This window comes from Pseudalkalibacillus sp. Hm43, from assembly GCF_051842935.1.
In the GTDB taxonomy this organism is placed as follows: Bacteria; Bacillota; Bacilli; order Bacillales; family Fictibacillaceae; genus Pseudalkalibacillus.
Map to the genome: position 1 here is coordinate 2,296,737 of NZ_JBPXRR010000001.1, position 18,322 is coordinate 2,315,058.

The 18,322-nt window shown below is 44.0% G+C and carries 24 protein-coding genes and 1 riboswitch; of the genes, 8 read left to right on the forward strand and 16 right to left on the reverse strand.

The genetic code is table 11. The features are described 5' to 3' along the window. Positions 1-72: 72 nt before the first annotated feature. Complete coding sequence (gene pckA / locus ACSVDE_RS12150) at positions 73-1,656, forward strand: phosphoenolpyruvate carboxykinase (ATP) (RefSeq protein ID WP_439301152.1); 1,584 nt, start codon at positions 73-75, stop codon at positions 1,654-1,656. Between the two features lie 179 nt (positions 1,657-1,835). On the opposite strand, the gene ACSVDE_RS12155 is transcribed toward pckA, so the two are convergent. Further along, complete coding sequence (locus tag ACSVDE_RS12155; protein WP_439301153.1) at positions 1,836-2,624, reverse strand: alpha/beta hydrolase family protein; 789 nt, start codon at positions 2,622-2,624, stop codon at positions 1,836-1,838. A gap of 87 nt (positions 2,625-2,711) precedes the next feature. Between ACSVDE_RS12155 and ACSVDE_RS12160 the strand changes: the two genes are divergently transcribed. The 3 genes from ACSVDE_RS12160 to ACSVDE_RS12170 are packed head-to-tail and all read left to right on the forward strand — an operon-like array spanning position 2,712 to position 5,286. After that, positions 2,712-3,716: an ABC transporter substrate-binding protein gene (locus tag ACSVDE_RS12160; protein ID WP_439301154.1), complete on the forward strand. Its 1,005-nt coding sequence runs from the start codon at positions 2,712-2,714 to the stop codon at positions 3,714-3,716. 15 nt (positions 3,717-3,731) lie between these two features. Next, positions 3,732-4,505, forward strand: a complete 774-nt coding sequence (locus ACSVDE_RS12165; RefSeq protein WP_439301155.1) for an ABC transporter ATP-binding protein — start codon at positions 3,732-3,734, stop codon at positions 4,503-4,505. Then, entirely contained in the window at positions 4,489-5,286 is a 798-nt protein-coding gene (locus tag ACSVDE_RS12170) for an ABC transporter permease (protein ID WP_439301156.1), read from the forward strand. Before ACSVDE_RS12165 ends, ACSVDE_RS12170 begins: the two co-directional genes overlap by 17 nt. Here ACSVDE_RS12170 and ytkD read toward each other — a convergent pair. The 4 genes from ytkD to ACSVDE_RS12190 form a co-directional block, all read right to left on the reverse strand. After that, positions 5,283-5,768, reverse strand: coding sequence for an RNA deprotection pyrophosphohydrolase (gene ytkD, locus ACSVDE_RS12175; protein ID WP_439301157.1), 486 nt, complete (start codon positions 5,766-5,768; stop codon positions 5,283-5,285). The two genes, ACSVDE_RS12170 and ytkD, sit on opposite strands and share 4 nt — an antisense overlap. Before the next feature lie 270 nt (positions 5,769-6,038). After that, a complete protein-coding gene (locus tag ACSVDE_RS12180) occupies positions 6,039-6,662 on the reverse strand; it encodes a hypothetical protein (RefSeq protein WP_439301158.1) in 624 nt (207 codons plus the stop codon). A gap of 342 nt (positions 6,663-7,004) precedes the next feature. After that, the gene (locus ACSVDE_RS12185) at positions 7,005-7,493 is read right to left on the reverse strand and encodes a hypothetical protein (RefSeq protein WP_439301159.1); all 489 of its coding nucleotides are present in this window, start codon (positions 7,491-7,493) and stop codon (positions 7,005-7,007) included. 102 nt (positions 7,494-7,595) lie between these two features. Next, a complete protein-coding gene (locus ACSVDE_RS12190) occupies positions 7,596-7,856 on the reverse strand; it encodes a holin (protein ID WP_439301987.1) in 261 nt (86 codons plus the stop codon). Between the two features lie 478 nt (positions 7,857-8,334). Here ACSVDE_RS12190 and ACSVDE_RS12195 point away from each other — a divergent pair, with 478 nt between their 5' ends. Beyond that, positions 8,335-8,547: a hypothetical protein gene (locus ACSVDE_RS12195; RefSeq protein WP_439301160.1), complete on the forward strand. Its 213-nt coding sequence runs from the start codon at positions 8,335-8,337 to the stop codon at positions 8,545-8,547. 54 nt (positions 8,548-8,601) lie between these two features. On the opposite strand, the gene abbA is transcribed toward ACSVDE_RS12195, so the two are convergent. The 8 genes from abbA to ACSVDE_RS12235 form a co-directional block, all read right to left on the reverse strand. After that, positions 8,602-8,799 carry an antirepressor AbbA gene (abbA, locus tag ACSVDE_RS12200; protein WP_439301161.1) on the reverse strand — a complete coding sequence of 66 codons (198 nt, stop codon included), beginning with the start codon at positions 8,797-8,799 and terminating at the stop codon, positions 8,602-8,604. A gap of 285 nt (positions 8,800-9,084) precedes the next feature. Further along, positions 9,085-9,270: a hypothetical protein gene (locus ACSVDE_RS12205; RefSeq protein ID WP_439301162.1), complete on the reverse strand. Its 186-nt coding sequence runs from the start codon at positions 9,268-9,270 to the stop codon at positions 9,085-9,087. Positions 9,271-9,325: 55 nt separating this feature from the next. Then, positions 9,326-9,416, reverse strand: a riboswitch (cyclic di-GMP riboswitch). 91 nt (positions 9,417-9,507) lie between these two features. After that, on the reverse strand, positions 9,508-10,338 hold the full coding sequence (locus ACSVDE_RS12210) for an SDR family NAD(P)-dependent oxidoreductase (RefSeq protein WP_439301163.1): 831 nt from the start codon (positions 10,336-10,338) through the stop codon (positions 9,508-9,510). Between the two features lie 11 nt (positions 10,339-10,349). Beyond that, positions 10,350-10,709 carry a MaoC/PaaZ C-terminal domain-containing protein gene (locus ACSVDE_RS12215; RefSeq protein WP_439301164.1) on the reverse strand — a complete coding sequence of 120 codons (360 nt, stop codon included), beginning with the start codon at positions 10,707-10,709 and terminating at the stop codon, positions 10,350-10,352. After that, a complete protein-coding gene (locus ACSVDE_RS12220; RefSeq protein ID WP_439301165.1) occupies positions 10,706-11,137 on the reverse strand; it encodes a hypothetical protein in 432 nt (143 codons plus the stop codon). The genes ACSVDE_RS12215 and ACSVDE_RS12220 overlap by 4 nt, the downstream gene beginning before the upstream one ends. A gap of 1 nt (position 11,138) precedes the next feature. Next, entirely contained in the window at positions 11,139-12,287 is a 1,149-nt protein-coding gene (locus ACSVDE_RS12225) for a thiolase family protein (protein WP_439301988.1), read from the reverse strand. Then, positions 12,287-13,750, reverse strand: a complete 1,464-nt coding sequence (locus ACSVDE_RS12230) for an AMP-binding protein (protein ID WP_439301166.1) — start codon at positions 13,748-13,750, stop codon at positions 12,287-12,289. The genes ACSVDE_RS12225 and ACSVDE_RS12230 overlap by 1 nt, the downstream gene beginning before the upstream one ends. 89 nt (positions 13,751-13,839) lie before the next feature. Beyond that, positions 13,840-14,412, reverse strand: coding sequence for a biotin transporter BioY (locus tag ACSVDE_RS12235; protein ID WP_439301167.1), 573 nt, complete (start codon positions 14,410-14,412; stop codon positions 13,840-13,842). A gap of 123 nt (positions 14,413-14,535) precedes the next feature. Between ACSVDE_RS12235 and ACSVDE_RS12240 the strand changes: the two genes are divergently transcribed. Next, positions 14,536-15,141, forward strand: a complete 606-nt coding sequence (locus ACSVDE_RS12240) for a DNA-3-methyladenine glycosylase (RefSeq protein WP_439301168.1) — start codon at positions 14,536-14,538, stop codon at positions 15,139-15,141. 101 nt (positions 15,142-15,242) lie between these two features. Continuing rightward, a complete protein-coding gene (locus ACSVDE_RS12245; RefSeq protein WP_439301169.1) occupies positions 15,243-15,731 on the forward strand; it encodes a hypothetical protein in 489 nt (162 codons plus the stop codon). A 42-nt stretch (positions 15,732-15,773) separates the two neighbouring features. Here the strand turns inward: ACSVDE_RS12245 and ACSVDE_RS12250 are convergent, their stop codons facing one another. Then, entirely contained in the window at positions 15,774-16,448 is a 675-nt protein-coding gene (locus ACSVDE_RS12250; RefSeq protein WP_439301170.1) for a hypothetical protein, read from the reverse strand. A gap of 183 nt (positions 16,449-16,631) precedes the next feature. Between ACSVDE_RS12250 and ACSVDE_RS12255 the strand changes: the two genes are divergently transcribed. Beyond that, entirely contained in the window at positions 16,632-16,829 is a 198-nt protein-coding gene (locus tag ACSVDE_RS12255) for a hypothetical protein (protein ID WP_439301171.1), read from the forward strand. 470 nt (positions 16,830-17,299) lie between these two features. On the opposite strand, the gene ACSVDE_RS12260 is transcribed toward ACSVDE_RS12255, so the two are convergent. Further along, positions 17,300-18,034: a GDSL-type esterase/lipase family protein gene (locus tag ACSVDE_RS12260; protein ID WP_439301172.1), complete on the reverse strand. Its 735-nt coding sequence runs from the start codon at positions 18,032-18,034 to the stop codon at positions 17,300-17,302. A gap of 46 nt (positions 18,035-18,080) precedes the next feature. Continuing rightward, entirely contained in the window at positions 18,081-18,236 is a 156-nt protein-coding gene (locus ACSVDE_RS12265; protein ID WP_439301173.1) for a hypothetical protein, read from the reverse strand. Between the last annotated feature and the right edge of the window lie 86 nt (positions 18,237-18,322).

Genomic DNA, 18,322 nt, shown 5'->3' on the forward strand with positions numbered 1-18,322 from the left:
GCAGTGGGTTTTGCAGCATCAACTCGAACATAGGACAGAGTTAAATAATTATGTTGAAAAGGATGGGTTTACATGAATACGGCACAATTTACTTCTTTAACTGACGAACTTATCGGTAAATCTACTACGAATAAGAACTTATCTACTCCATTATTAGTTGAAAAAGCACTAACACGTAAAGAAGGCAGCCTCACTTCTACAGGCGCTCTTCAAGTTGAAACAGGAAAATACACTGGTCGCTCACCTAAAGATAAATATATCGTAATGGAACCTTCAGTAAAGGACAAGATTGATTGGGGTTCAGTAAACCAACCGATCGAAGAAGAGAAGTTCAATAACTTATATAAAAAAGTGATCGAATACTTAATGAATAAAGATGAAACGTTCGTTTTTGAAGGATTTGCTGGAGCTGACAAGGCGTATCAATTGCCGCTTCAAGTCATCAACGAATATGCGTGGCATAACCTTTTCGCACGCCAACTTTTCATCCGCCCAAATGAAAGCGATTTAAATGGCTTCACACCAGAGTTTCAGGTCATTTCAGCACCTGGATTCCAAGCTGATCCTGTTGTGGACGGAACAAACTCTGAAACGTTCATCATCATCTCATTTGAAAAGCGCATCGTTCTCATCGGTGGAACAGAATACGCTGGTGAGATCAAAAAATCCATCTTCTCTGTCATGAATTACATCCTTCCGGAGAAAGACATCTTGTCTATGCACTGTTCTGCAAACGTCGGTCAAGAAGGCGATGTTGCGTTATTCTTCGGTCTTAGTGGTACAGGTAAAACAACCCTTTCCGCTGATCCGAACCGCCGCTTGATCGGGGACGATGAGCATGGCTGGGCAAACAACGGCATCTTCAATATCGAAGGCGGTTGCTACGCGAAGTGTATCAACCTTTCTCAGGAGAAAGAACCGCAAATCTGGAATGCAATCAAATTCGGAACGGTCCTTGAAAACGTCGTATCAGATGAAGAATCACGTGTCGTCGATTATGACAATACGACGTTGACTGAGAATACACGTGCAGCATACCCGATCGATGCAATTCCGAACGTCATTACACCAAGTGTTGCGGGTAATCCGAACACGATCATCTTCCTTACAGCTGATGCATTCGGCGTATTGCCTCCAATCAGTAAGTTGACGAAAGAACAAGCGATGTACCACTTCTTATCCGGTTACACGAGTAAGCTTGCAGGTACAGAGCGTGGTGTTACATCACCACAAGCAACATTCTCTACATGCTTCGGTTCACCGTTCTTGCCTTTACATGCAGAGCGTTACGCGAAGATGCTCGGTGAAAAGATCGAGCAGCATGACGTTGATGTGTACCTTGTGAACACAGGCTGGTCTGGTGGCGAATACGGTGTTGGTAAGCGTATGAACCTTCCATACACTCGTGCGATGGTTCAAGCCGCACTTGAAGGCGAATTGCGCTCCACTGAAACGGTAAAAGATCCAATCTTCGGCTTGCACATCCCGACGCGCTGCCCAGGTGTTCCTGGAGAAGTGCTTCAACCGAAGAAAACGTGGAGTGATCAAGACGCGTATGACAAAAAAGCACGCGAACTTGCACTGAAGTTCAAAGAAAACTTCAATAAGTTCCCGAACGTAACAGAAGAAATCAAAAAAGCAGGACCACTGGTCTAAAAAATACGATGAGGAGCGACCCTAACGAAGGGTCGCTTCTTTTTTTGAGCTTTTTCGGTTTTTCATGGAGTGTTTAGCCTGGCTTGGGGAACTTTCGCTTCGACTTGGGGAAAATAGTAAATCAGACCCACTTCCTCATAAAGAAAAAACTCATCCGAAGATGAGTTTTTTTCACGGCTTTATTTTTGTTTTTTCATCCAGGTACATAAGTCCCGGGTCACTTGAAGCTTTTTAGCCGGGGTGAAATGGTGGTCGTCCTTAATGTACCACGTCTCAAACTGCTTACCCTGTTTAGCCAACTCTTTTTCCAAAAGGTAAGCGTGCTCAATCGTAACATTTTGATCGTATACACCGTGGATGATCAATACAGGCGCATCGAACCCGCCCACCAGATGAAGCGGGGAGCGCCACTCATACCGTTCCGGGTACTTGTAAACGGAACCGCCGACCACTCGCTTCAACATCTTCCGCAAGCCCTTCCGCTCCTCATACGTGAGCTTCATGTCGGAAACGCCGCCCCACACGACAACAGAACGAACCAGGTCTACGCAATAGCCCGCTGTGAATAGTGCCATTGCTCCTCCACGGGAAAATCCGAACACATGCATTGACGTTTCATCCACTGCTGGTAGCTCTTTCAAGACTTGCAGTGCTGAAAACGCATCATGCCGGTCTTCTCCACAAAAATCCTCCTGTCCCTCGCCACCTTCATTCCCGCGATAATGAGGTGCGAACACCACAAAGCCCTGCGAGGCAAACTGGATGATACGAGCTACCCGCACCTTTCCGACCTGTTTGATCCCGCCTCTCAAATATAAAAGACCAGGTAACAAATCTTCAGAAGCCGGTACTGCAAGCAATCCTTTCACACGAAGTCCCTGGCTCCGATATGTAACGACATACAATTTTATATCAGGATGCGGCGATGGGTATCGCTGCATTTTTTCCACTAAATCAGACGTAAACATGGCCACACCTCTAGCTCAAATTAGGCGAACACACATTGACTGGTCCCTTCATAGACTATTTCATCTATAGTTTGTGGAGGGATACCAATGTTTAAAAAAATAAGACGTCATATCGCAGGAGCAGCTTCTGTCATACTAGCATTCACCTTACTAGCAGCTGGATGCTCTGACAGTTCTACAAACGACAAAGTACGGGTCGCTGAAGTGACACGCTCGATCTTCTATGCTCCTCAATATGTCGCCATTGAAAAGGGCTTTTTTGAAGAGGAAGGTATTGAGCTTGAGCTGACAACGACGTGGGGCGGAGATAAAACGATGACAGCCTTGTTGTCGGATGGAGCGGACATCGCCCTCGTCGGATCAGAGACGACCATCTATGTCTATGCCCAAGGTACGAACGACCCTGTCATCAACTTCGCACAGCTGACCCAAACGGATGGAACGTTCCTCGTCGCCCGTGAAAAACCTGAAACGTTCTCTTGGGATCAATTGAAGGGCAGCACTTTCCTTGGTCAACGGAAAGGCGGAATGCCACAAATGGCCGGTGAATTCGGATTGAAAAAGCACGGCATCGATCCTCATAAAGACTTGAATCTGATCCAAAACATCGAATTCGCGAACATTGCCAACTCATTCGCCTCTGGTACAGGAGATTATGTACAATTGTTCGAACCGACCGCCAGCTTGTTCGAGCAGCAAGGCATCGGTCACATCGTCGCATCATTCGGGAAAGAGTCTGGGAAAATCCCGTACACGACATTCATGTCCAAACAGAGCTACTTGAAAGAAAATGAAGACGTCATCGAACGGTTCACTCGTGCTTTATATAAAGCGCAGCAATGGGTCGATAGTCATTCAGCTAAAGAAATTGCTGAAGTCATCGAGCCTTATTTCGATGATACATCGATCGAATTGATTGAAACTGTAACTCAACGATACAAAGAACAACACAGTTATGCAACGAATCCGATCCTCGATGTAGAAGAATGGAACAACTTGCAGACGATTATGGATGAAGCCGGTGAGCTTCCGAAACAAGTCGACCATGACATACTCGTGAACACGGATATTGCAGAGCGAGTGGCTAAGTAAGAGGAGGAGATTCGGTTGGCATTCTTAACTGTCGATCAACTGACACACGCCTACTTCTCTACTCAATCCGTCACAACGGCACTGGAAAACATCTCGCTTCAAATCGAGGAAGGGGAATTCGTCTCCTTCCTCGGTCCGAGCGGTTGCGGCAAGACAACACTGCTCTCATTAATTGCAGGCCTACTGACCCCGACGATTGGATCAGTAAAAATCCAGAACGAAAATGTCCAAAAAGCCCACAATCAGATCGGTTATATGTTTCAACAGGATTACCTTTTTCCGTGGCGGACGATTGAAGAGAACATCTTCATCGGTCTAAAAATCCAGCACAAACTCAATAAGATGAGTAAAACATTTGCACTCGATCTGCTCGAGCAGCTGAACTTGGAGCATACACGGACGAAATATCCTCATGAGTTATCCGGAGGTATGCGGCAGCGGATCGCGCTTGTCCGTACGTTAGCGACCCAGCCGGTATTATTATTGTTAGATGAACCCTTCTCCGCACTCGATTATCAGACGAAGCTGAAACTGGAGAATCTCGTATTCAATACCTTGAAAGAGCACCAAAAGACAGCTCTTCTCGTCACCCATGATATCGGGGAATCGATTGCGATGTCTGATCGGGTCATCGTATTGTCCGCCAATCCGGGCAGGATTAAATCGATTCATACGATGCCAAGTGAACTACAAAGGATGGAACCATTTGAAGTAAGGAATCATGAGGATTACAAACACATCTTCCAGACGATCTGGGAGGAGTTGAACGAACTTGAAGTCGAAAATTGAGATTGCATATGATCAATTCATCCATCGAGAAAGACGAACGAAAAGACACGTCTTATTGACTCAATTTCTAATCTTCGTCCTATTTGTCGGGTTATGGGAATTGGCTTCGACTCAGAACTGGATCAATCCGTTATTGTTCAGTTCACCGAGCCGGATATCGGAACTTTTCATTACTAAAATTGGGGATGGGACACTGCTCGTCCATATAGCAGCTACAACAGGGGAAACGTTGGCCAGTTTCGTGATTGCAACGATTTTCGGCACAGCCTGCGCGGCAATTCTCTGGTGGGTACCCTTTGTGTCAAAAGTATCGGACCCTTACCTTGTCGTCTTGAACGCTATGCCGAAGGTCGCGTTAGGTCCGATCCTTATTGTCGCGCTTGGACCAGGGTACATTTCCATCATTGCGATGGGCGTACTCATATCATTCGTTATCACGACGCTAGTCGTTTATGCTGCTTTTCACGAAACCGATCAGAATTACATTAAAGTCATTGAAACATTCGGTGGAGATAAAAAGCAAGTGTTTCAAGAGGTCACTTTACCTGCAGCAATCCCTACCATTATTTCAACACTGAAAGTCAATGTCGGCTTGTCTTGGGTCGGCGTAATCGTAGGGGAATTCCTCGTCTCGAAAAAAGGGTTAGGATACATGATCATTTATGGATTCCAAGTGTTCAACTTCACGCTTGTACTGCTCAGTCTGTTCATCATTGCAATCCTGGCTACATTCATGTATACCGGAGTGGGAATGCTTGAAAACCGTTGGCGTAAGCGTTAAAAAGTCGTAATGTCGTTTCTCAGGATATATTCCAAACTGCGCTCCAACACCTGGTCTTTCATCATGAAGCTGAAACGCTTGTCAGTACTGATGGTAGCCGGAAGTTCATTTAATAGTAAAGGTCCATTCGTTTCAAAGTAATGGGCCTTTAATTTCAATTTTTCAATGGTCGCGAAATAGATGTTCTTGATGATCGTTCCACCTTTACCATTTACGCGATACTGACCTAAGTAGACCAAGTCGTCGACTGTTGCACCTGTTTCTTCATATACTTCGCGAACAGCTGCAACCTCCGCTGTTTCTCCCTCTTCCACTTTCCCACCTGGGAATTCAATGCCTCTTCTCGGATGTTCTGTCAGTAGCCATTGTCCTTTGAAGCGGCAAATGACCCAGACGTGCTTCGGTAGAGGAGAATATGGATGATCAGTGAAGGATAATTCAACTGTGTTTTTATAATAATCTTCGAACGTATAATAGCTCATCGTCAAAACTCCAATTTTATCTCTGTCCTCGTTCAATTCCTTATGCTTTATTCTACATGAACTTCATGAAAAAAACATTTGAAGACCACTGATGATTCGCAAAACTTTTTATTGCAGTAAAGGAGTGAATTTCCGTAAGAGTCACTCTCTCAAACAAAACGAAAGACTCTTCCTATTTAACATTTTGTACCACACTTAACGTCATGTAGCAACATATGCTAAACAAGAAAAGCCATTCGGTCATGTTTCGTTTATCCTAAGCACAAAGCATCATTTGACGTCCACTGACTGGATGATCCACTGATCGTTTTGTTTCGTGAAGGACAGTTGTATCACATAAGTGCCATAAAGGTCCGTCTGATTCTTCTGGTTCAGTTGATAGTTTTGCTCGTCAAGCTGAATCAACTGAGCAGGTTCCCCTTTCATGACCCATGGCGGTAATTCTGTCGGGATGATGTATAATCCATCTGCTTTTTCCTCGTACAAGCCATCCACATAATAAGTTGCAATTTCTTTCGAAGCGTACTGACCAAGATGATCAACCAATTGCGCTTTAGAATCAAATTCTGTCACTTTATAGTCCTCATTTGTCGGTTGAACGGCTTCTTGCATGAATGTATCTGCAAGTTGGACGAAGTCTCCTTTGTCAGGATTTGCTGTATCAGTTTCTTTTGAAGCGGTTACCGTTTTCACCTGTTCTTGCCGATCGACTTCAGAACGGTTCAGTGTACTGGCAAACACCTCTTTATTGTTGAGTTCAATAGGAGCTTTTGAAAATGATTTCTTAGGAAGATCCGTACTCGTATAATGATTGGACTGTGTATGCCCGCCGACCCAAAAGAGACTGATAGCGACAACGACCCCTATGATGAGTGGAAATAGACCTTTCTTCATTACCCGAACTCCCCTTTGCTTGATTAAGTATATGTTTCCTATTATTATTCTGAACTAGTTTTAGTATTGGTATACCTGTTTCGTTTAAGGTTAAAACATGAGTTCAGCATCGTACTCTTTTATAAATTCCATATGTGAGAATTCAACCCTGCTCAGATTTCCTTTTTATGCCATATGGACTATGGAATTCGTTCGTCAAATTTTTCACCCTATCACCTGTTTTGTAGAACAACGATCGTTTTAGAAGAATAATGTTCGTTTTTGACGATAATGAAAACTTGGCAAAGGTCTATCTTTTTACGAAAAATAAAAATCATCACCTATCACTCAAGGCAATGATTCTTATCCACTCTTCAATTCTCTTATGATGTTTTCACATTTCAAGGTAAAATCTTCAAACCCTAAACGGTCCACTCGGAAGATCGGTGATTCGACCTTTGCATGTGTATCAAGTCTTTCAAATTGGCGATAAACCTCTATTAATTGATCTGCTAGAGTTGAATCCAGCTTTGCGATATCGTATTTCACATTATCCCATTCCTCGAGTTGGAAGAGGTATGTTTCCATCCAAATCTTCTCGTCACCCTGTATCTCATGTGTTCCTAGTTCTAAGAAATCCTGAAGGCTTCCACCGTTCTTCGTATCTTTCCGTAAATATAATTTCAAATTATCCTGCAATTCCTGAAGCAATGCAGTTTTCGCGAGTTCTCTGGCTTTAAGTTGGTTTTCTCGTGCCTCTAGTTTGACTTTCAACTTTTGCCGTAAATAGACAGCTGCGAAAGTAGTCAGTACGCTGACGACCATGGACACGATGAAGAATGTCCATTCCATTTTAATTACCTCCAGCTTGTACTTCCCTACTCTATTATATGAAAGTTGAGAGAAACGAACTCTATTTCGTCACTATTCTTGCACCCATTTTTCTAGAAAAAATCACCTATGTTTCGTACCCACGCGGTATTTACCTACTTCATAAAGTCCCGTCGCAGCCAATCCAGCCATCGTCCCTGCCCATGTTCGCAATGTCCAATCGAGGTCGGTAAGCGGGAACGCCAGCAACCCGACAACCAGCCCGATCATCAGACTGATAATGTTGATGAACCTTTTCGGAATCAGAAATGTCCGTTTCGCCACTTCCGTCAAACCGGTGACAAGAGGAGTCATAACAGACGCAAACATCAACACTTGTTCCATCATATTCATTTCCCCCTAATCATTTGTCATCTCCATAATAATTCCATACCCGCTCTCATAAAGCCTTTAAAACTCAGTTAAATAGGCTGTTTGATGCAGTTCATGTAAAAAAGGTTCATTTCTTCTTACTTTATGAATAAGAAATAGCAAAAATGTTTTCATGCAGAGATCGATTTTTTCTCGGGATGGGGTTTTGTTGAAGGAGTTATGAGTATTTCCCATAAAAATCGGGTTATTTCCAATAAAAATGAGAAATTATAGATCAGATTTTCGATTTTCCCATAAAAATCAAAAATTATAGACCAGATTGAGAAATTATAGACCAGTTTCGGAATTTATAAGCCAAATTCCGAAATTGTAATCCAAATTCGGAATTTATAAACCAGAATAGACCAGATTCACAAAGAGACATGAATACTTCTCGTCCATAATTGAAAGAATGAGTTTAACCGAGAAAATTAGTTATAGGAGTGTAAACATGAATAAGGAATACGATCATTACTTAATCCTCTTAGAAAATCAGAAATTGAATTGGTGGGGATACGCGCGCAGAGTCCCGACAGAATTCCGTCCACCGAACTACACCAATTACTGGTCGTATTTACGCACACGTAATACGGCTTCCAAACGTTATATTAAAGAGGCTGAATGGCGTATGGAAGCTCGCAGAAAAGGATTATTGGACAACTGACCTACACGAGATAAAAAAAGGGATGTCTCCTCATCAGAGACATCCTTCGTATTTTTATACTCCAGCTTTATGTAATCGTAGTAACAAATGATTCAACTGTCGAATGCGGTTTTCTTCACAGTTCTTTTGTCCTGTTTCAATATCGGTTAGCTCACAGCTTACTAATTCAGATGCATATCTTTGCTTCAACACGACATCCAGTAACAATTCCTTATCTTCCTCTGTCAATTTCACTCTGGTTAATGTCTCCATAACCATCCCCCTTTAAAAGTCCTTAAAGATATTATAACTGTATAGAAATCATGTAGGAAGGGGTTTTCCGAAATTCTTCGAGGCTCTAAATATTGGAAACGAACAAAACCTTTACTATATAAGGAATACTCGTCTTTTTCATTTTCAGAATATTTTTGGATTTTTTTCGGCTTCCGAAATAAACATTATTTTCCAAAAACATAAATCGACAAAGTTCGTTAAAATACCTTTCTCCACAACGAAAAAAGCTTACCATAAAGGTAAGCTCACCGAACATTCATTATGTTAAATCTGATGGTGAATGGACATCAAGTATACCCAAAGAATCGTGCTGAAAAGAATTCCGATGTTGAAAAGGACATTCATTAGACGATCGGAAATGCCTTTAAACAAGAAGCGGACGAAAAACAGGACGATCGAGTATACGATGATGAAAGAAGACATAGGTACAAAGAGCTGATAAAAGGTCATTCGATTTGTCACACCTTTATCGACCCTATCCCATAAATCGAAGGTGTTCATCGTTTCCGGTAGCTGGCTGACTTATTGTCCTAACACACAACTTAGTCCCTAAAGCTTTGCGTCCTCACTTTTCAGCGAGTTTGCCATTATCTAACGATTTACAAGACACGATCAGATTTCTGATTCTAGTTCAATGATACTATAATCGACGAAATCTGTCAGTATTTACTAAGTTTTTCATTCGTTTTACTTAGAAAAAGCACGAAAAATAGCTTGATTTGTCAAATCGTCTGATTCTCCAGTGATCATCTCATGCTTTGGCGGTAGCCATCTCCCAATTTTATGACCATTGACGGAGTATATTGTCCCGGTTTCGGGTTGTTGCTCAAGAATCACAGAAAGCAATTTCGCTACATCGTCAGGCGATCCCATTTTCCATTCATCCGGCAACGGCACGCCTTTTTCATCCGCTTTTTTCTGCAGCATATCGATGACGGGCTTCGTCATTTCCGTTTCCGCAACTGGAGCGATCGCATAGACCGAAATCCCGAACCGTTCCAATTCTTTCGCCAACGTATAGGTCATGCCGTTGATGCCTGATTTCGCTGCACTGTAATTGAGCTGCCCAGGTAATCCTTCCATACCGGATTTGGAAGTCATATTGACGATTGTTCCACCTTCATCCTTCTCTCTCATCGCAAGTACAGCATGTTTCGTACACGCGTATGTGCCGCGCAGATGGGTTTCAATGACTTCGTTCCACTCTTGTTCCGTCATCTTGTAAGAGATCCGATCCCTAACGACGCCTGCATTATTGACGAGCACATCGATCCGTCCAAACTTGTCCACCGTTTCGTCTATGATTCTCTTGCAGCTTTCTTCATCTGAAACAGATGCACATATCCCATGAATCCTGTCGTGAATCTTTTTCAATTCCGTAACGGTATTAGCTATACGTTCTTGATCCCGTCCATTAATGACGACCGTAGCTCCTCGTCGCGCCAGTAATTCAGCCATACTTCTTCCGATACCTTTGGTCGAACCAGTAATGACGACCACTTGATTCTCTATATTCATAGCTTAACCCCCTATCGTGATGTCGTGGAGGCGGTCCCTTTCATAACGATGTGACCACCTTTTAATGTCAAAGTGAACTGTATATTCTCTTGATCAAATGTCTCGAATTCCAACCTATAAGATTCTCCCGTAAAAACCGGTGCCTGGAACCGGACAGAAATGTCATGGATGAACTTGCCTTGCGCTGCAAACCTTCTACAATATCCTCCGACACGCGCCATCACCAGCATGCCGTGCACGGGACAGGATTCGAAACCCATCTTTTTCGCGTCCGTGACAGAAGTATGAATGGGATTATGATCACCACTGACATCTGCATAATCCGAAATGTCTTGATCTGTGAAATGTAGTTCATGTGATGTGGTACTCATCCCTGTCCCTCCACTTCTGCCTTGAACATGGCCCTCGTTTTACAGGTGAAAATTACTTCATCAGCATTTTCATCTTCATATCCTGTCAGGTCATGCTCCACCCAAATGACGGTCCCTAGTTTGCCACTCTTTTCTTCGATCTTCACAAGTTCAATTTGTCCGATATATTCTTTTTCCGTTAAAAGCGGTTTGTCATAGTGGAAGGATTGTTCGCCATGTACAAGTGGTCCAATCCCTTCCAACCAGGGCATGTCCACCCTTTGCCAGTAGATGATCGGATACGTTACAGGTACGATTTGATGACCGCCAAGTTCGGCTAAAGGCGAATCTCCCACAACGTCCGCGAAGTGTTCGGCTTCTTCTCGTGTTACAACGATTTTGAATGGCTCTGTTTTCAAGCCGACTTCCAGCTGTTCGATGTGATTCATCCTATCCCTCCGTTTTTTCAACGAGTGTGGCCAATCCTAAGCCGCCACCGATTCCGAGTGTGACCAACCCTCGCTGCGCTTCGCCAAACTTCATTTCATGGAACATTCGGGTCATGAGGATTGCACCGGACGCACCATATGGATGGCCGAGAGCAAGCGCTCCTCCCCCGACATTCATGATTTCTTCTCGGATTCCTAACGCACGGGTGGATGCGAGCACTTGTGACGCGAATGCCTCATTGAACTCTACTAAATCAATATCTTCAATAGAGAGTTCTTGTCTGTTCAGCAGCTTTTCAACGGCTGGTATCGGACCGATTCCAAGCAGGTTCGGATCCACTCCTGCGGAACACGCATCGATAAAGCGTACTGTTGGTTTGAGTCCTAGTTCTTCGCATGCTTGTTTAGAAGCAAGTAGAACGATTGCTGCTCCGTCGTTCACGGGACACGCATTGCCTGCTGTGACAGTGCCATCTGCTCTGAACACGGGCTTTAACCGGCTTAATTTTTCGAGAGACGTATTCTCTCTCGGACACTCATCCATATCAATATCGCCAATCGGTACGATTTCTTGACGGAATCGCCCTGACTTCTGAGAGGCGACCGCTTTTTCGTGACTATGCAAGGCAAAACGATCTTGATCTTCACGCGTCACGTCGTAATGTTGTGCGACGTTTTCCGCTGCGACTCCCATGTCCGGGTCACCAATATCATCAGGTGAAAAGCGAGCCCGTCCAAACGGTTTCGGGCCGGTGGGATCATGGAGGTTTGTCGGCTTCTCCATCTTCCATGGAGCCAGACTGGTACTCTCTACTCCTCCTGCTAAAACGAGGTCCGCTCCACCCGCTTGGATGAGTCTAGCACCAAGATTGATCGCTTCCTGACCGGATCCACATTGCCGATCGATCGTGACGCCAGGCACTTCCACAGGCAAGCCCGCTGTCAAACTAGAGAGCCTGGCCAAATTCCCTCCCGGACCGACAACATTGCCAAGAATCACTTCATCGATTTTATGAGGAGGGATCTCACATGCTTCTACAACAGTACGGATGAGGGTCGCTGCCATTTCCTCTGGACGTACGGTTCGTAAAACGCCACCGATTTTTCCGATTGGTGTACGCTTTGCTTCAACGATATAAACCTCATTCATCATCTAATCCCCCCTTGAACGAATTGTTCAACCAACTGATTCCTTGCGATTTTTTGGCTCACTGTGTATGGAAACACTTTTACAGTGACATACTCTTTCGGACACTTGTACTTTGGTAAAAGGTCTCTGCAAATCTGTCTGACCTCTTCATCATTTCCTGCAAAACCAGATTGCCATTGAACGAATGCGACGATTTTTTCACCCCAGTACGTGTCCGGTATGCCGACAACCACCACTTCTTGAATGGAAGGGCACGTTAAGATGATCCGTTCGACCTCTTCGGGAAAAACATTCAGCCCTCCGGTGATGATCATTTGATTCGCGCGTCCGACAAGATAGATGAAGCCGTCTTCATCCATCCGTGCCATGTCACCGACCGTCGCCCAATCTCCCTTCCGTACTTCCTCGGTTTTTTCCGGTAGATTCAGATACTGTTCGAAGATCATGTCACTCTTCACATACAGCATGCCAACTTCCCCTCGTTGGACTTCCTCGAACTGTTCATTTCGAATCGAAACCTCCACACCTGTAAAAGGTCTGCCGACAGAGTCAGACTTTTTCTCCGCGTCTTTCTGATGAAGAATGGAGACAAAACTGAGCTCAGATGCACCGTAAAACTCGATGCACTCTGCGTTGGAGAATGTTTCCTCGACTTTGCCCCTCCGCTTGGCGTTCCATTTGGAGCCAGATGAGATGATGCAGTCCACCCAGTTCCACGCTTCAAACGATTCGCTCAACAAGGACTCAAGCATCGTCGGTACGACATATACAATCGTTTTTACCGATGGATGGATTCGACTTGCGACGCCTGTCGCTGAATAACGATCTAAGATGGAAACGGTCGCGCCACTCGCGAGCGCATGGACCGTTCCATACAAGAACAACGAATGGACGAGTGATCCGGTGATGACGACCTCATCCCCTTGCGCCACTGTATATTCATGATCGGTATGATCGAAACTTTCTGTCCAGGAGTGCTGCGTTCTTAGAAACCCTTTAGGTTTTCCGGATGTCCCAGACGTATAGCCGAGATAAAAGAGGGATTCAGGGGACGCTACTGGTAGCGCTCTTTTTTCATAGGAAACGTTTCGGGCATTGGGAGTAACGATTTCGCCCTCCCACAGCTCCTTCACTTTTTCCTCCGAAATGTCTGTTACGAGTACGTCAGGTTCACTATCTATTAAAATATCCCGCACTTTGTCAGAAGGTAGTTTCGGGTCAATCGGGACAGCGGTCCAGCCGATTGAGACTGCCGCTAAAAAGTATGTAAGGAAATCCGGACTGTTTTTAGAAAAATAGATGGCAAGCCTCCCGGATGAAAAAGGAGCTCTCGAATAAATGTGGTTCGCCGCTTTTTCAGTTTCCAGAACCAGCTCCCCATACATCCATTCACCTGCTTCAGTCTGGACGGCGACTGCCATAGGATGAAGTTGTGCTTGTCGTTTAATCCGATCGAATATCATGGTGGATTCACCCTGCCTCTTTTATGTGTAAAAAGAAAGAGGCTTGTCTAAATCGACGAAACCTCTTTCTTAAGCGTATCATATGCACATTATGCAGCAACATTTTTACTTTGGTTTTGCTTTTGGATGACTGGGTTTCTACGCTTCATCTTCACGATGACGAATGCTGCAATGATCGTCTTGATGATATCACCAGGAATGTAGGCGATCGCTGATAATGCGGCTGTTTTTAAAGGTAGATCGAGAACAAATGCGGTAACTGGAATGCCCGCTGCATAGACAAGGATAATTCCTCCAAGGATATTGAACAGCAACACTTTCCAATACTTCAGTTTGTTCCAAGATTTCTCAACAAGGTAACCGATGACGAACGCCGCAACCGGCCAGCTCAGAATATAACCTGCACTCGGTCCAACCAATTCATCAATTCCACCGCGCATACCGGAAAGGACCGGTGCTCCAGCAATGATCAGTCCAATAAATACGAGTAAGCTCAGTCCTCCAAGACGTGCACCTAGTAAACCTCCAGCTAGCATTACGCCTAACGTTTGTGCTGTAATAGGGACAGGTGATCCCGGAACTGGAATCGGTGGTACAAGACCTAGTGCAGCAACAACCGCAGCAAACATGGCTGCATAAACTAGTGTATACGTTTTCTTCATCCTTCTTCACTTCCCCATTCTTGTTGAATTCAAAAGTTATGTCCAAGACTATTATGAAAGATGCCGGGAATTGTGTCAACTTAAAAATAGTTATGGTTAACAGTTTTAGAGGTGATGGTACAGATGATGGTGACAAAGCATTTTTTTACACAGGACACACTTACATTGGCGCGTGAACTGCTCGGAATGGAGTTGATCCACAATACTCCAAAAGGCGTCCTCTCCGGTAAAATCGTTGAAGTGGAAGCATACAAAGGACCTGAGGATAAAGCAGCCCATTCTTATGGAGGCCGACGAACGACTCGTACCGAAGTCATGTACGGTCCACCTGGGCATGTATATATGTTCCTCATTTACGGGATGCACCATTGCTTCAATATCGTAACAGGACCCGTGAGTAAGCCGGAAGCAATTCTGATTCGCGGTTTGGAGCCGACGGAAGGTACCGACCGCATGTTGAACAATCGGTATGGAACGAAGGAAAGGTATACGAATACGCAAATTCGTAATCTATCAAATGGTCCTGGAAAATTGTCTCGGGCAATGGGCTTCGATATGAGTCATTATGGCCTACCTTTGATAGGATCGGAAATCACTTTGAGAGATTATAAGCAGATACCCGACTCAGAAGTCGAGGTCGGACCACGCATCAATATTGATTACGCAGAGGAACATGTTGGTTTGCCTTACCGCTTTTCAATCAAAAGTAATCCCTATGTTTCTAAATAAAGGGGAACTTGTCCATATCAATTCTATCAATGAATCATAAGATAAAAAGAGTATATGTCCATATGCTGTTTACACTTTAATTGCATGAAAGGATTGATAGAATGTACGATTCATGGTTCCAACCCTTTAGGGATCGAGTGTCTCCAGTAAGGAACAATGGAAGAAACAATGTTAGTAACAACCGGCAAAACAGGAGAGCAGCCAATGCCCAAAATGGCAATGATCTACCACAGGAAAGTTTGACAAGTAATTTATCACGAACAGTGCGAGTTTATGAACAACAAGCATTTCAGGTCTGTGCGTTTACAACTGGAAATCCGGATGATAAGCCTTCAAAGGTGATCGTAACGCTCGGAAATCCTGAAGATCGACATGATTTTGACCTATTCATCTCGGAAAGAGGGACATTGGTTCCAGTCGAGTTTGATGAAAATGGTGTTTTCGTTTATGAAGAACCGATCTTGAACACGTGTGCACTTTTGTACATCACGTTCAAAGCACAGGGCCATTACTTGTTTGAACTTGATCTAGTGCTGGATCGAGGCAACATCCCTCTCGCAAATCTGATTCAAGATATAACAGCTATTTAATGTACACATAGAAAAGAACGGGGCATGGAGCCCCGTTCTGTTTTAATGTGATGGATTCAGTTCTTTCAATTCCAATTCATTTTCCGATTGTAAGCTCTTCTCTTTCGAGCTTGTCGAGATAAGTCCAAGCATTTGTGCCACTTTCTTTTTCCGATTCGTATAGCGGAAGAGCGTAATCAAATACCAGAAGGCGATGATCGTTGCTGTTTTCAGTACGGTTTCGAAGTTGAACGTCAGGTTCTCGAAGTCGATGACATTCAAGATATAGGCCGCTGCAACACCTAACAGGAACGCCGCAACCCACACACCAGGTCTTAGATCGCGATAGCCTCTATGTAACGTCTGGATGAAGGACGATAACAGCTTCAATTCGGTCTGATTATATTGATGCAGACGGTTTTTCGTAAACTTCAAATCCGGCACGATTCCGTTTGAGCGTTTTTTATCCGTCAGATGTTTGAAGAACAATTCAAAATCTATGAAACTCGAAAGACTGTTCTCAATTTTCCGATGCATATAGTTGTGATACATATACCACAAGTAGAGCTTTTCTGCCGTTCGAAGGACAGCATAAAGTAGGATAGTGACAAGCGCGAATTGTACCCAAAAATTTTCTAAGAAGAAATCTAAATAGGCCCAAATCGCCATAACAAGTGTTTTCAGCTTTGTCACGAACAACGTTGCCACGAGCAAGATGAGATCTGTCACTTTTTCCACAAGTATTGCCTCCTGTTTTCCTGTTAGCTCCATCATATCATTTTTTCCGAGTGAACATGACAATCATTTACATAATTACAGAAAATTTTCCCGTCAATCGACTTGATCATTACCCCCTATCTTCCCACCACAGCAGCGAAAAGTATAGTTAGAATCTAGTTCTATTTTGGAGGTTAGACATATATGAAGATCGTGTTTTTTGAAAAAGGGGAATTAATGATTATCGTAGGTTCTTCAAAACTTAAAGGGGAACTCACCATAGAACAAATCAAATCCGAAAGTGAGAAGAAAGCGAAAGAGCTTTCTCAACTTCTTGGAAGAGAAATCGGGTTCATGATCGACATGAACGGCAAGCTCGAAAACGATATGGCAATGAAATAAAGAGCTTTTTTGTGGAAAGAGCTGGTCTGGTAGATCCAACTGTTTGGATGTCAGGCCAGCTTTTTCTTTGTGGTCATTAGTGGAGATGGAGATGGACAGTCTATGAGTATGTGAAACGGCGGATGGGCTACTCATAGAGGATGTATGAGGTGTTGAAAGCGCTGGATTCCGAAAATGAACCACTCATAAAGGCTGTATCCTTCCCCAAATTCAGTGTTTCCTCGTTTTCGAGGAGGATAGAGCTCCTACCCTTCCCCAAATCCAGTGTTTCCTGATTTTCGAGGAGGATAGGCCCTCTACCCTTCCCCAAATTTAGTATTTCATCGTTTTCAGGGATGATAAGGTAGGCCCTCTCATCTTTTCCTCAAATGCAATCATCTTGTGTTTTCCGGGCAAGATTTCGCTACCTCAATTTCAAAAGCTCTCAAAATAGAAAAGACTCATCAATCGATGAGTCTTCTCGCATTTATTTAATTCACTAACGCATTTCGTCGTAGTTCATTCATCACGCGGTTGGCAATCAGCTGATAACCTGCCGGGTTCGGATGGATGATATCCTTGAAGTAGCGCTGTTTTTCCTTATCTAAAAACAAGTCGATCGTCGATATATAATACGTTTTCGGAAAGTCATTGACCATCCCTTTGGTCACCTGGTTCCACTTACCGAGGATCTCGTTCAACTGGTCATGGTTGACGAAGTCTGTGTAAGGATCATACATCCCGATCAGCACGAGCGGTGCAAATTGATTGTCCTGACGGATTTGGGCGATGAGCTGTGTCAGATTCTCCTGAAACAACGCTCTCTTCTCTTCCATTTCGGTCGGATTGATTGAATTCAAATCCCGTCGCGCGGCCTGGATGAAGTCGTTCGTGCCGATGAAAAGAAAAATATAATTGGCTTGAGAGATCTTTTGCTTCGCCTCAACGTCCTGGATGTGTACCATGATCTGATCGCTGCGATATCCGCGGATGCCGTAGCGGTTCACGATCACCTGCTGACCGATGGCTGTCGTCATGCCTTGTTGGACTCGTCCAATATAACCGGTTCGCTCGGGATCTCCGCTACCGAAGGTCAACGAATCCCCGATTGCCACTACCCTTACTGCGTCAGATGCTTCAGGAACATCAGCAGCAAATTGGTCATCTATGAAGTTGATTCCGATAATGAGAGCGACAATCAGGAGCACTCCCACTGTATATCTCAAAGGTCTGTTCCACACACGCTGTTCCTCAATTTCTCAAAAAAATTCGTCAGAGGTTATAATCCTCTTTTTTCAAATCAAACTCTTCCCATAAATGATAGACATCATAGTCCGTCGTGTCAATCCTGATAAAGCGTTGAAGAAGACCACACACCCCTAAAGTAAAGAACGTAAACGCCATGAATGATAGCAAAAAATACGCCATTCGATCCCGCTCCTCCCTGATCATTTACTACCATTCTATTAATCAGGTTCAGGTGCTAGAACTGAAGGACGTACTTCTGCTATCCA